The sequence below is a fragment of the Glycomyces sp. MUSA5-2 genome (assembly GCF_037034145.1).
GTDB lineage: Bacteria > Actinomycetota > Actinomycetes > Mycobacteriales > Micromonosporaceae > Glycomyces > Glycomyces artemisiae.
The window spans coordinates 21,398-34,497 of record NZ_JBAGKG010000012.1; the positions used below are offsets into that span (position 1 = coordinate 21,398).

General features: G+C 70.9%; 13 protein-coding genes and 1 tRNA gene. 5 read left to right on the forward strand and 9 right to left on the reverse strand.

Annotated elements, in window-relative coordinates:
• Nucleotides 1–1,161, forward strand: coding sequence for an LCP family protein (locus WA640_RS25775; RefSeq protein ID WP_335991720.1), 1,161 nt, complete (start codon nt 1–3; stop codon nt 1,159–1,161).
• A gap of 205 nt (nt 1,162–1,366) precedes the next feature.
• Nucleotides 1,367–2,185, forward strand: coding sequence for an SAM-dependent methyltransferase (locus tag WA640_RS25780; protein ID WP_335991721.1), 819 nt, complete (start codon nt 1,367–1,369; stop codon nt 2,183–2,185).
• Between the two features lie 114 nt (nt 2,186–2,299).
• Here WA640_RS25780 and WA640_RS25785 read toward each other — a convergent pair whose 3' ends face one another.
• The gene (locus WA640_RS25785; RefSeq protein WP_335991722.1) at nt 2,300–3,178 is read right to left on the reverse strand and encodes a helix-turn-helix domain-containing protein; all 879 of its coding nucleotides are present in this window, start codon (nt 3,176–3,178) and stop codon (nt 2,300–2,302) included.
• 117 nt (nt 3,179–3,295) lie between these two features.
• Nucleotides 3,296–3,538, reverse strand: coding sequence for a DUF397 domain-containing protein (locus tag WA640_RS25790; protein ID WP_106364204.1), 243 nt, complete (start codon nt 3,536–3,538; stop codon nt 3,296–3,298).
• Between the two features lie 545 nt (nt 3,539–4,083).
• On the opposite strand from WA640_RS25790, the gene WA640_RS25795 reads away from it, so the two are divergent.
• The gene (locus WA640_RS25795) at nt 4,084–4,374 is read left to right on the forward strand and encodes a hypothetical protein (protein WP_335991724.1); all 291 of its coding nucleotides are present in this window, start codon (nt 4,084–4,086) and stop codon (nt 4,372–4,374) included.
• A gap of 128 nt (nt 4,375–4,502) precedes the next feature.
• Here the strand turns inward: WA640_RS25795 and WA640_RS25800 are convergent, their stop codons facing one another.
• Genes WA640_RS25800 through WA640_RS25810 form a run of 3 tightly spaced genes read right to left on the reverse strand, consistent with a single transcriptional unit; the run spans nt 4,503 to nt 7,260 of the window.
• Nucleotides 4,503–4,709, reverse strand: coding sequence for a hypothetical protein (locus tag WA640_RS25800; RefSeq protein ID WP_106364202.1), 207 nt, complete (start codon nt 4,707–4,709; stop codon nt 4,503–4,505).
• A complete protein-coding gene (locus WA640_RS25805; RefSeq protein ID WP_335991725.1) occupies nt 4,706–6,328 on the reverse strand; it encodes a hypothetical protein in 1,623 nt (540 codons plus the stop codon). The genes WA640_RS25800 and WA640_RS25805 overlap by 4 nt, the downstream gene beginning before the upstream one ends.
• Nucleotides 6,325–7,260: a 5'-methylthioadenosine/S-adenosylhomocysteine nucleosidase family protein gene (locus tag WA640_RS25810; protein WP_335991726.1), complete on the reverse strand. Its 936-nt coding sequence runs from the start codon at nt 7,258–7,260 to the stop codon at nt 6,325–6,327. The genes WA640_RS25805 and WA640_RS25810 overlap by 4 nt, the downstream gene beginning before the upstream one ends.
• Before the next feature lie 150 nt (nt 7,261–7,410).
• On the opposite strand from WA640_RS25810, the gene WA640_RS25815 reads away from it, so the two are divergent.
• Nucleotides 7,411–8,106, forward strand: a complete 696-nt coding sequence (locus WA640_RS25815; protein WP_106364199.1) for an NUDIX hydrolase — start codon at nt 7,411–7,413, stop codon at nt 8,104–8,106.
• A 57-nt stretch (nt 8,107–8,163) separates the two neighbouring features.
• Here the strand turns inward: WA640_RS25815 and WA640_RS25820 are convergent, their stop codons facing one another.
• The 4 genes from WA640_RS25820 to WA640_RS25835 all read right to left on the reverse strand — a co-directional run bounded on the left by WA640_RS25820 (nt 8,164) and on the right by WA640_RS25835 (nt 12,230).
• Nucleotides 8,164–9,363: a hypothetical protein gene (locus tag WA640_RS25820; RefSeq protein ID WP_335991727.1), complete on the reverse strand. Its 1,200-nt coding sequence runs from the start codon at nt 9,361–9,363 to the stop codon at nt 8,164–8,166.
• A gap of 93 nt (nt 9,364–9,456) precedes the next feature.
• Entirely contained in the window at nt 9,457–10,173 is a 717-nt protein-coding gene (locus WA640_RS25825; RefSeq protein WP_335991728.1) for a glycoside hydrolase family 11 protein, read from the reverse strand.
• Between the two features lie 209 nt (nt 10,174–10,382).
• Nucleotides 10,383–10,458, reverse strand: a tRNA-Arg gene (locus WA640_RS25830).
• A gap of 14 nt (nt 10,459–10,472) precedes the next feature.
• Nucleotides 10,473–12,230 carry a glycerol-3-phosphate dehydrogenase/oxidase gene (locus WA640_RS25835; protein WP_335991729.1) on the reverse strand — a complete coding sequence of 586 codons (1,758 nt, stop codon included), beginning with the start codon at nt 12,228–12,230 and terminating at the stop codon, nt 10,473–10,475.
• Nucleotides 12,231–12,299: 69 nt separating this feature from the next.
• Here WA640_RS25835 and WA640_RS25840 point away from each other — a divergent pair, with 69 nt between their 5' ends.
• Entirely contained in the window at nt 12,300–13,025 is a 726-nt protein-coding gene (locus WA640_RS25840; protein ID WP_335991730.1) for a hypothetical protein, read from the forward strand.
• The last annotated feature ends 75 nt before the right edge of the window (nt 13,026–13,100 follow it).

A 13,100-nucleotide genomic window follows, 5' to 3' on the forward strand; every position in this document is an offset into this window, starting at 1 on the left:
ATGACGTATTCCGGTTCCAACTACCGCGGCAGCGCCTCCGTGCCCCCCGCGGGCGGCGGGGGCGGCGCGCGCGTCGCCGCCGCGGCGGCCGGCGGCGGCCCGACCCGGCGGGGCCTCATCGGCTCCGGGATCGGCCTCGTGGCCTCCATCGCGGCCACCGGCGGCGGGTTCGCGATCTGGTCGACCGCCAAGACCACCGACGCCGACCTCGACCGGCCGTTCGACCTCGAAGCGATCCCCGACGAGGACCGCCCCGAGAAGCTGAATGCGGCCCTGAACATCCTCATCGTCGGCTCCGACCACCGCGAGGGCAACGACGAGGCCGACGCCCGCTCGGACACCAACATCATCATGCACGTCGCCGAGGACGGGACCGAGGCGTACGGCGTCTCCATCCCGCGCGACCTCTACGTGCACATCCCCGAGTACGCCGACGCCAGCAACTACCCCGAGTACACCGGGTCCGACGCGAAGTTCAACGCCGCGTACGCGTGGGGCGGCGTGCCGCTCACCGTCCTCACCATCGAGGAGTTCACCGGCGTCCGCATCGACCACGTCGTCGAGATCGACTTCGCGGGCCTCGTCCAGGTCGTCGACGCCCTCGGCGGCGTCACCATCGACATCGAGGCCGCCGACGCCGACGGCTACATCACCGACGAGCCCGGCGTCGAGTCGATCCACGGCGACCACATGTTCTTCCCCGCGGGCCCCACCGAGCTCACCGGGGAGCAGGCCCTCGACTACGTGCGCCAGCGCAAGCAGTGGAACCGTGGCGACTTCGCGCGCATGCAGCACCAGCAGGACCTCATCAAGGCCATCATGGACTCGGCGCTGAGCGCGGGCGTCCTCACCAGCCGCTCGACGCTCACCAGCTTCATCGACTCCACGTCGGACGCCGTCAAGGTCGACACCGAGTTCAACGTCGTCTCGACCGCGATCAGCCTCATGGACCTGCGCAGCGACGACCTGGTCTTCATGACCACGCCGAACCTCGGCACGGACACCATCGGCGGCGAGTCCGTGGTCGTCTACTCGTACGACCTGGAGAACCCGTCGAACGACAACCCGGAGGCGACGACCCTCTGGGACGCGATCCGCGAGGACACCGTGGGCGCCTGGGTCGAGCAGAACCCGGACCTCGTCGGCGGCGGCGAGGAGTAGCGGCATCTTCAGCGCGGGGCCCGGCCGGAAGGCCGGGCCCCGCTGCGTCTCCAGGGGACTCCCGTCGTCCGATGTGCCTGGTGTGTTCACCGATTCCCTTGCGGCCATTGGTGCTCGTGCGACTTCGTGGGGTGATCCCGAAGCCCGGCATTGTGATCAAGGTCGTACGATGTGCGCAACGAACCTTCGACGAAGAGGCAGCGCCATGGCAGAGAACGATGAGTACGTGCCCGAATTCGACATCTCCAGGCCCACGATCGCCCGCGTCTACGACGCGATCCTCGGCGGCAAGGACAACTTCGCGGCCGACCGCGAGGGCCGCGACGCCTACGTGAAGTACGTGCCCAACGCGAAGGACGTCGCGCTCGACAACCGCGCGGGCCTGCGCAAGGGCGTGGAGTACATCGCAAAGCAGGGCGTCGACCAGTTCCTCGACATCGGCGCGGGCCTGCCGACCATGGAGAACACGCACCAGATCGCGCAGCGCATCAACCCCGACGCGAAGGTCGTCTACGTGGACAACGACCCGATCGTGCTCGCGCACGGCCGGGCCCTGCTCGCCACCAACAAGACCACCACGATCGTCACCGCCGACCTGCGCGACCCGCAGAGCATCCTCGACCACGAGGAAGTGCAGGCGAACATCGACTTCACCCGCCCCGTCGGGCTCATGGTCGTGGGCCTCCACATGCACTTCCACGACGACGAGCAGCCCGACGAGTGGGTGCGCGTCCTCCTCGACGCCTGCCCGAGCGGGTCCTACCTGCTCATCACCGACTTCGTCGACACCGGGGAGCCGCTCCAGAAGGCCATCGAGCAGGCCGGCCTGGAGTCCTTGGGCAACGGCTGGATCCGCACCCCCGAGCGCATCCGCGAGCACTTCCTCGGCCTGCCGCTGGTGGACGACAAGCTGGAGTTCATCCCGCGCTGGTTCCCGGGCGAGCCCGACAAGGAGGTCCCGGCCGAGGCGGACCTGGAGCCGTGGCACAAGATCATCGTCGGCGGCATCGGCTACAAGGCGTAGACCGCTCTTCGAAGGCGCACGGCCGCGGCCGTGCGCCTTCGGCGTGTCAGGGGGACTCACTCGATGGGGTGAACTTCCTTCGGACGGACGGAAACGTCCACGCCCGGAGGGCGGTCACTGGGAGTAGTGGTCGCGGATGATCTCGTGGATGATGTCCTGCGTGTCGCGCGGCTGGGCGGCCTGGACGCACAGGTGCTCCATCGCCGCCTGGTAGGCGTCCACGTCGGCGTCGCGGTCGAGGTACAGGCCGCCGGTGAGGTGCTCCATGTAGATGACGTCGTCGAGCTCCGGGTATGCGAAGCGCAGCCAGGTGAACGGCGCGCCGGCGCCGGAGTGGGCGCCGCTGTCGAAGCGCACGATCTGGATCCGCACGTTGGGGCGGTCGCAGGCCTCGGCGAGGGCGAGGAGCTGCTCGCGCATGACGCCGTAGCCGCCGAAGGGCCGGTGCAGCGCGGCCTCGTCGATGACGGTCCACAGTGTGGCCGGGTCGGTCTCGCGGTCGAGGACCTTCTGCCGCGCCATGCGCAGCTCGATCCGGTTGTCGATCTCGCGCAGCGGCGTGTGCCCGTAGCCGAGCATGAGCAGCGAGCGGGCGTACTCGCGGGACTGGAGCAGGCCCGGGACGAGCTGGACCTCGTAGGAGCGGATCGTGGAGGCGGCGCTCTCCAGGTCCAGATAGGTCTGGAACCAGTCGGGCAGGGACTCGCCGTACGGGTGCCACCAGCTCGGCCGGTTGGCCTCGCGGCAGAGGTTGACCATGCGCTCGATCTCGGCCTGGTCGGTGATCCCGTACATGACCAGCAGGTCTTCGATGTCCCTGAGCCGGAACGAGACCCGTCCCAGCTCCATGCGGCTGATCTTCGATTCGGAGCCGCGGATCTCGAACCCGGCGTCCTTGCGGGTGATGTCGGCGGCCTCGCGGAGGCGCCGGAGCTGCCCGCCGATCATCATCCGCAGGGCGGTGGCGCCGGTCGGCGTCTCTTCCTTGGCCATGTCGGCCACCTCCTCTCGCGGTGATCGGCCGGAAACGGACCCACCCTGACAGGGTAGCCCGTCGGGCCGGTCCTGCCAGGGTGAGTGTGCAGCCCTTGGGCTTCCGTCTCTCGATCCTTATGCGATCAGGTCGTCGAACTCGCCGTCCTTGGCGCCTTCGACGAGGGCCCGGATCTCGGCGACCGTGTAGACGAGGGCGGGACCCTCGGGGAAGCGTGAGTTGCGCACGGCGATGTCACCCTGCGGGAGCTCGGCCAGCTCGACGCAGTTGCCGCCGTTCGGGCCGGAACGGCTGCTCTTGCGCCATGTCAGCGACGAGGGGAGCTCCCCAGCCGGGATTCCGTTGCGTGCCTTGTCCATAGAGATTCCTTCCACCAGTGGCCGGTACGTCCGACCGGATTCTCTTCAGTTCGATCGACCGCCGGAGGCGTGGAACCGGGTGCCGCGGGCATACCAGACGGTCGCCCAGGCGGACGATTCCGACATCCCCGTAGTCGATCGGATCAAGTGTCGCACATTACACTCCGTGACTGCACGGGAGGATGGACGCGCAAATGCACGTGCATCTGCCCGGTGTCGATGCATGTTACGATGAATGTGACAATGCACATAGACACGGCCGTAGAAGGTATGCGACCGTTGTCACGGACTCAAATGCCGCTAACCGACGCTTCGGGCAGCGACAGGCGGAACGGGTCGAAACCTCCGGGTTCTCGGACCGGCAACCGCCGTCGCGAACGAGCGCTCCGCATCTCACAACCGGACAAGTGCCAGTGCAGAGCTTGGCCGGGCCCCCGCTCCGGCGAGGCCCGATCGTCGCCCGGAGAGGGGTTGGGTGCCATATGGAACGTCTTGAGGCGCAGACGTTGCTACAGGCAGCCGCGGCAGGCAAGCTGCGGAGCTCGATGTGCCAGCAGGTGATGGCGATCGAGTACGACCGCAGCGGCGCCGTGCTCTACCGCTGCGCCCGCTCCTGCGGCAAGCACACCGCGGACGCCGCCCAGGTCCAGGCAGGACTCCTGTGGCACTACCGCGGACGCAGCCTCGGCGAGCACTACGGGCTCCCCGACGAGGACATCGTCGACGACATGTTCGCCTCGCTCCAGCTCGCCTGGATCCGCGACGGCGACATCTACACGGCGCGCTTCCGCTTATCGCAGCGCGCCCCCGAGACCTTTCTCTATTTGGTGGGATAGGGCTTCGGGGAGGCCGGTGGGGGCCTCCCCGAGCTCTTCACCAAGACCAGAACACATCGCGAACAGTGCTGACACACTGAAACAACGGGCGGGACCCCAGAGGCCCCGCCCGTTCTCGCTGCCCGGGCTCAGCGGCCGCGCCCGGAGGCCGGGTCCGCCTCGCCCCTCCGGTGCCGGCCGCCGCCGGGCCCGAGGTCCTCGGCGCGGCCGAAGTACGCGCGGGCGCCTTCGCCCATCGCCCCGATCGTCACGGTCGCGCCGTCCCCGACGACGCCGATGTGGACGCTGCCGATCCGCGCGCCCCCGAAGAGGACGGCCGCGTGCTCCTCGCTCATGTCGCTCCCTTCTCGCCGCCCTGCTGCTGCTGCGGCTGCTGCCCGGCCTGGTGCTGGACGACGGAGGCGTTCGAGCCCATCGCCGTCACGCTGACGTGGCCGGACCCGAGGACGCCGGTGTTCATCTCGCCGTTGTTGACCACGTTGTAGTTGACGACCGCCGCGATCTGCTCCTCCAGCGAGCTCGCGTCGATGTTGCGCTCCTTCAGGAACTCCACCACCGCGGTGAGGACCCTGCGGCGGAGGATGCGGATGTACACGAGCGGCTTCGTCAGGTCGAGGTACTCGGCGTCGGGGTTGACGCTGAGCTCCCTGACCCCGTACTGCGCGCCGCGGTCCGGCGGCTGCCACCCGGTCAGCTCCGGGCGGCCCCGGACCGTGTTCCGGATGCCGCGGCCCGCGCGCATGAGCAGGTCGCTCGGGCTCAGCAGCAGCTCCACCGGGAGCGACGCCGCGACCGGGACCGTGCACCACAGCGCCGCGCTCCGCCACCGGATCGGCCCGTTGCGGTACAGGTGGTACCCGGGCCACGTGTCGGGGATGACGCAGGGGGAGAACCACATCGACAGCGACCCGCCTTCGAGCGTGAAGCGCGTGAAGAAGTTGGTGACCGATCCCCCTTCGGCGGTCGACACCTGGAACCGCAGCTCCCTGCGGACCACGCCGTCCAGGGACGCCGCGTCGGCCTGCGGGCCGCCGACGTGGAAGTCGGACACGAAGCACTGCTCCGTGATCTCCAGGTCGGGCAGCGCCGACGCGGACGGCGACGCCGCGGTCTGCTTCTCGACCGACGCGCGGAGGTGGCCGTGCAGCTCGTCCACGGTGAACGGCTGCATCCCGCCCCGTTCGGCCTGCTCCGCGGTCTGCGACAGCGACAGCGAGAACAGGTCCTGCGACAGCCTGAAGCCGAACCCGGGGTAGTCCCGGCGGTACTTCCGCGGGCAGACCACCGGGCCGGACCGCTCCGCGGCGCCGATGCGGCCGATCCGCCCGTTCCGGCGCCGCGGCGACGGCGTCCGGACCGGCACCGTGACCAGGCAGCGGAGCCTGATCCACTCGAAGGCGCTGCGGCACAGGACGAGTCCCACGAGCACCGCCCAGACCGGGACGCCGCCGGAGACCACGTCGATCCAGACGAGCACCGTCAAGGCGACGATCGCGCCGCCGATGTGGCCGCCCTTGATCCGCTCCTCGACCCGGATCAGCAGGCGGTCGAGCCTGGGTCGGCGGCGCATCGACGAGACCCGCAGCGAGGAGCCGACGCCGTGGAGCTTCACCGCGGGCACGGCCCAGGCCGCCAGGCACGCCAGGAGCAGGAACCGGTCCGGGCCCGGGACCGCGATGCAGGCGGCGAGCGCCGCCACGGTCGCCAGGTCCTCGGCGAGGTCGATCGCGCGGGCGCGGCGGGCGTGCAGCAGCACGGGGACCGGATCGCAGCCGGGGCTCGGGGCGACCGCGAGGTCGCGCCGCGAGTAGACGTGCTCCACGACCGCCTCGCGGAACCGGTAGTCGAGGTAGGCGCCCGCGCTCATGTGGGCGGTGGCGTCGCCGCGGAACCGCGGCCGCGGCTCGTCCTGCCGCGCGGCCGGCCTCGGCGGCGCGACGGCGGTGGCGGTCACCGGTCCTCCTCCTCGTCGCGGTAGTGGTGGTGGATGTGGCCCGTGGCGTTGGTGCCGATCGCGCCGAAGGTGGCATTGCCCCCGTCGCCCATGTAGCCGATGGTGGTGTTCGATCCGGGCTGCTGTTCGAAGTGGTACTTCGAGGACGGCGGCGTCGGCGCGGGCGCGGGTTCGACGGGGTCCGGGTCGTACCGGTCGATGAGCGCGAGGGCGAACGCGGCGGCGCGGCGGGCCGCCATCGGCTGGGTCCGCTTGTCGGTCTCCTTGTCCTTGTCGTCCAAGCGGTCCGAGACCCCGCGGATCACGGTCGCCTCGACGCCCCGGACCTGGCGGGCCGCGGCCATGGCGCCGAAGCCCTCCATGTCGATCGCGGTGGCGTCGCTGAAGTGCTTCCGGATGAGCTCCGCGGTGTCGGAGGCGCTCCCGGTGACGACCTTGCCGCCGGAGGCGATCGGCCGGTGGTGGACCTCCGGGGCGGTGTCGGCTTCGGGCTCGGCCCGCCAGATCCAGGTGCCTTCGAGGCTCACCCGCTTCGCCTGCTCGTCGAGGATCGCGGAGGTCGGGAGGGAGTCGATCCGCGGGAGGTACTCCAGGTCGGTGTCCTGGCCGCCCTCGTACCCGTAGACCTTGGTCGCGGCGACGACGTCGCCGACCGCGGAGCGGCGGAGTCCGCCGCCGACGCCCACGAGCAGGAGGACCTGGGGCTCCCAGGCGGCCAGGGCGCGTTCGACCGCCGCCGAGGTCTCGGTGTTGCCCCTGCCGGTGAGCGCCAGGACGAGGCGCCAGTCCGCCTTGCGGCCGCGGTAGTCGAACCGCTCGTAGACCGAGCCGCGGTGGTGCTCCTCGGTCGCGGTGCCGCCGATCAGGCCGCGGACGGCGCGGTACTCGAGTTCGAGCGGGGTGCAGATGACGGCGGTGGGATGGGTGGTCATGCGGTGCTCCGTGGGGTGCGGGGTCCGTGATCGGCCTGCGGGGACCGAGGAAGCCGAGGTGAGGACCAATATTGTTTATTGGACAATTGACTGCTACGATCCTAGGCACGAACATGAATTATTGTCAAGTCGTCAAGAAGGGGGAGTCCGATGCGAGACCGGAGCCCGCTCGTCCAGCTCACCGCGGACGTGGTCATCCTGACCGTCCGCGAGGACCGCCTGGAGGTCCTGCTGATCCGGCGCGGCAAGGCGCCGTTCGAGGGCATGCTCGCGATTCCCGGCGGCTACATGGAGGCCGACGAGAACCTGTGGCAGACCGCCATCCGCGAGCTCGAAGAGGAGACCTCGCTCGACGGGATGACCCCGCACCTCGAACTGGTGGGCGTCTACACCGATCCGGAACGCGATCCGCGCGGCCAGATCGCGTCCGGGGCATGGGTCGCGATGATCCCCGACCCGCCGGTCGCCAAGGCGGGCGGCGACGCGGCGGCCACCGAGTGGCTCCCGGTCGACCAGGCGCTCAAGGAGCCCCTCGCGTTCGACCACAAGCTGATCCTCCAGGACGCCGTCGAGAAGGCACGCCAGAGCCTCAACCAGTCGACCGCGGCCGTCTCCTTCTGCCGCAAGGAGTTCACGATCTCGGAGCTGCGGCGCGTCTACGAGGCGGTCTGGGGCGGGAAGCTCGACCCGGGCAACTTCCACCGGAAGGTCACCCGGATCGACGGCTTCATCGAGCCGACCGGCGAGACCACCACGCGCGACGGCGGCCGCCCGGCCGCGCTGTACCGGGCCGGGGCGCGGAGGTGGCTGCCGCCGTCGATCCCGCGGCCCGAGGTCAGCGCGTAGTCCGAGGCGCGGAGAACGGGCGGGACCCCGGAGGCCCCGCCCGTTCTCGTTGTGGTGCTAGAGGTTGCGGGATCTGCGGACGGCGATGGTCCCTCCTGCCATGGCGAGGAGGGCGGCGATCCAGAGGCCCGCTCCCGGGCCGGTGACGGGGAGGGCCGGGCGGGCGTCGTCGGCCGCGTCGCCGTCGGTGGTGTCGTTGCCCGCGGGCGAGGCGGCGGGGGGTTCGGGGGCGCATTCGACGGAGAAGGACGGGCCGGTCGTGTCGCCGTCGGTCACTTCGAGGTCCTGGACCGCGGGGCCGTCGACCGGGTAGTGCTCGTCGGTGACGAGCTGGACCTGGTAGGAGCCGGGGAAGACGGTGTCGAAGTGGAAGTCGCCTTCGTCGTCGAGGGCGGCGACCACGGGGTTGCCGTCGTCGTCGGTGACCGGGTCGCCGTTCGCGTCGAGGAGGGCGAGGCTCACTTCGCCGGCCATGTCGTCGCAGTGGCCGATGACGTCGGCGGGAGCGGACGGGTCGCCGGGGTCTCTCGGAGCGCTCACGAGGATCGGCTTGACCGGGGCGACGACCTCGTAGGCGTCGGCGGCGAGCCAGAACTGGAACATCGGGATGCCGGTGAAGTCGGTGAAGGTGAACGTCAGCGAGGCGATGGAGGCGGTCGGTTGGAACCAGCCGGTCGCGCCGACCGTGTCGCCGGAGTTGGTGCCCGTCAGCGTCATCGCGGCCGCGTCCCAGACGGGCTGGTCGGTGGCGGCGGACTTGCACCCGGCGGGGCGCGGGGAGTTCTGGCAGAGGTTGAAGGAGCTCTGGTAGCCCAGGTCGGCGGCGGTGAGGGGATTGCCGTCGGCGTCGGTGCCGGAGATCTGCACCATGTCGACGTCGATGTCGCCCAAGGCGAAGCCCCAGTTCGCGTCGGGGGTCGGCGAGTCGAACACGACGGTGGTCGTGGACGGCAGGTTCCCGCCGGTCGTGCCGATGCCGATGTAGCCCTTGTTCTGGGACGAGCCGAACGCGGCGCCGAACGGCGTGTCCTCGCCCATCCAGATCGACTTCCCCGACGGGGTCGTGACCGGGGACCCGTCGGTGGTGAGGCCCGCGCCGGGGAACCCGGTCGCGGGGCTCGACATCTGGAACGACCCGGAGCCGCCCGACCAGGCGGCGTACTCGGCGGCGAAGGCCGCCGAGGGGACGAGCACCGCTGCGGCGGCTGCGGCGGCGACGGCGCCCGTCCTGATCCATTGTGAACGTTGCTTCCACATGGAACGATCGTTGCAAACCAGGTCGGAAGAAGCATTGCGCGACACGCGGAAGTCACACGGGGGTGCGGCGTCCGGTCGCCGCACCCCGGCCGGTCAGCTCATCCAGATGTTGGAGTAGCCGCTGGACTGGTAGCCCTCGGTCGCGAGGATCATGTAGTAGTTGAACGAGCCGAGCTGCATCCCCTTGCTCGCCCACGCGTCGAAGTGGTTCCCGGTGGTGATCGCCCCGCCGGTGCTCTTCGACTGGCGCACGCTCCAGAACTGCGGGAACGTCTTCGTGCCCTCCACGGACGGCGCGTTGTACCGCATCGTCTGGTAGATGTCGTAGGTCCCGCCGTTGCTCGACACGGTGCCCTTGTGGGTCCCGGTGGGGCGGTAGGTGCCCCAGCTGTCGACGATGTAGTACTCGACCAGCGGGTTCGACGTCCACCCGTACAGGCACAGGTACCCGTTGCCCGAGGGCGAGAAGTTCCCCGACCAGTTCACCGTGCGGCGGCTGCCGTTGCTCCAGCCCTTGCCGCACACGAAGTTCCCGGTGTTGCCCCAGTTCACCGTGTAGTTCCCACCCGAGCCGAGGGTCATCGAGACGGTGCCCTGCGAGTCGGTCCAGAACGAGTAGTAGTACCCGCCCTGGCTCCCGGTCTGGTTGGTGGTGATCACGGTCTGCGCGTTCGCCGCGCTCGGCAGCAGCAGGTCCGACCCGCCGAGCGCGAGCGCCCCGGCCCCGCCGAACAGGAGCCCCCGGCGGCTGAACGGGCCGCGGGGCGCGTCGGACGGGGAACGGTCCCCGGTCGGGCGCTTGTCAGCCATGCGTCCTCCAATCGATCGATGAATTTCGATGCGATAAGTATCCGTACGCCCCTTCTGTGCGTCAATGACTTTCGGAGAACTTCCGGAATTTTCTCGGACTCAACGCCCCAGGCTATGGGTGGATGCGCGCCGAAGGACCGCCTGGAATGCGGAGATTGCGGCAAGGAGGATTTCCGAGAGTTTCGGAAGCGGCTGTCGCCGGAGTGGGATGGTGCCCCAGGCAGGATTCGAACCTGCGACGCACGGTTTAGGAAACCGACGCTCTATCCCCTGAGCTACTGGGGCGACGGATGCCGAGTCTAGCCGATCGGCCGGAGGCGGGCGAGGCGGCGCAGGTCGACCGCGGCGAGCCTGGCGGTCTCGGCGGCGTCGTCGTCGGGCTGCTGCTGGGAGCGGCGCTCGGCGCCGACGCGGTGGACGTACGTCTCGACTTCGAGGGCCTGCCGGGCCTCGTCCCAGCCGAGCACCGCGCCCGCGAGGGACGCCGCGTCCTCGGCGGCGCGGGTGCCGCGGTCGAAGGTCTCGATCGACAGGCGCAGCCGCCGGGTCAGGACGTCGTCCAGGTGGAGCGCGCCCTCGGCGCGGGCCGCGTAGACGACCTCGGCGCGCAGGTAGTGCTCGCCGCGGGCGAGCGGGCGGCCCAGCTGCGGCTGGTCGGCGACCATGCGCAGCAGCTGCGGCGCGAGGTTCCCGTAGCGGCGCAGCAGGTGCTCGACCACGGGGACGCCGAGCCCGCTGCGCGCGGCGATCCGCTCGCGCGCGTCCCAGTAGGCCGCGAAGCCGTCGGCGCCCAGCAGCGGGAGCCGCCGCGTGCCGCTCGGCGGCACCTCCGGGCCGAGGCTCACCGCCGCGGCGTCGATCGCGTCCTTCGCCATGATCCGGTACGTGGTGAGCTTCCCGCCCGCCACGAAGAACAGCCCCGGCTCCGGCTCGACCACGGCGTGCTCGCGGCTGAGCTTCGAGGTCTCCTCGGTCTCGCCGCGCAGCAGCGGCCGCAGCCCGGCGTACACGCCTTCCACCTGCGCCACGTCGAGTCGGCGGCCGAGGACCTCGCTGGCCTGCTGGAGCAGGTACGCCACGTCGCTCGCCGACGCGGCCGGATGCGCCGGGTCGAGCTCCCATTCCGTGTCCGTGGTGCCGATGAGCCAGTGCCCGTCCCACGGGATGATGAACAGGACGCTCCACCTCGTGCGCGAGATGATCCCCGCCGACCCCTCGATCGCCGAACCGGGGAGCACCAGGTGGACTCCTTTGGATGCCTGCACCGCCAGGCCCGGCCGCTCCGGGAGCGTTCGCGCGAGCTCGTCGCTCCACACGCCCGCCGCGCAGACCACGGTGCGCGCCTTGACGAACCGCCGCGTGCCCGTCTCGACGTCGAGCACCTCGACGCCGGTGATCCGCCCGTCCTGCCGCCCGAAGCCGACCGCCTGCGCCGACGGCACGACGGCCGCGCCGAGCGACGCGGCCGTGCGCGCGAGCGCCACCACCAGGCGCGCGTCGTCCACCTGCGCGTCGTAGTACCGGATCGCGCCGCGGATCTCCGGGTCCAGGTCGGGGAACGCGTGCAGCGCGCCCTCGCGCGAGAGGTGCCGGTGCCACGGCAGGCCCCCGCGCCCGCGGCCCGCACCGAGCGCCGTCGCGAGCACGTCGTAGGCCGCGACGCCCGCGCCGTAGTACGCCCGGTCCCAGATCCCCTTGAGCGGCAGGAGGAACGGCACGGGACGCACCAGGTGCGGCGCGATCGTCCCGGCGAGGAGCCCGCGCTCGGTGAGCGCCTCGTGGACCAGGCCGAGCTCCAGCTGCTCCAGGTACCGCAGGCCGCCGTGGACGAGCTTGCTCGACCGCGACGACGTGCCCGACGCGAAGTCCCGCGCCTCCACCAGCGCGGTCCTCAGGCCCCGCGAGGCCGCGTCGACCGCCGCGCCCGCGCCCGTGGCGCCGCCGCCCACGACGACCACATCGAACGGTTCGGAGGCGAGCCGCTCCAGGTCGGCGCGCCGCCGCTCGGGGGAGAGGCGGCCGGCCTGCGATCGGGACCAGGACACGGGCGTGCGCATTCGTTCACGATACGTGCAGCGAGCTGGGCTGACACCCGTCTCCGCGCACGAGACGCGTAAATTGGAAGGGTGAGCACGAATGCCCCTGCGCGCCCAGACAAGCTCACCGTCTTCGCCCGGTTCGTCCAGTACAAACTGAAGGTCCCGGTTCTCGTCGCGGTGTGCGCCTCCATCCCCGCGGTGTTCCTCACCGTCTGGACCGACGGCGGCTTCGCGTTGGCGGGCAAGGCCATCGGCTGGGCCGCCGGGGCGGTGCTGTGGTTCGAGTCGGTGGTGCTGCTCCTCGCGGCCGAGCACAAGCGCGAGTGGCTGTGGCGCCACAAGTGGATGCTCCTGGTCTGCCTGCTCACCGTCGCGAGCCTCGTGCTCGCCGCGGGCGGCGCCCAGGTGCTGCGCCTCGCCTACCTTGTCGGCACCATCCGGGCCCTGCGCGCCAAGCGGATCTTCGACGCCGCGGGCATCCTCGCCCGCCGCCTCAGCCTCGGCCTGTGGTGGCGCTCGGGCCTGTTCACCGGCGCGGGCGTCGTCGCCGCGGGGATCGCCGCGGTGCTCCTGTTCGACCCCGACGCCGAGTACCGGGAACTCCTGCACTGGTTCGACGCGAACCTGCGGCTCCTGCCGATCCTCCTCGCGGGCGCCATCCTCGCGGTCGCCACCTGGTACTTCGTGCGCTCGCGCACCGCGGCCCGCCGCGCCGCCCGGGACGCGCGCGCCGGGGTCCCCGCCCAGCGCGCTCCCGCCGAGGCCGCGGAAACCGCCGTGGAGGCCGCCGCCGCGCCCGCAGAGGGCCCCTGACCGGGCCTCCGATCGTCCTTCCTCGACCCCACCGACTCGTCGAGCATCGACTCAGCAGCCCAGTCGAGTAGGCTC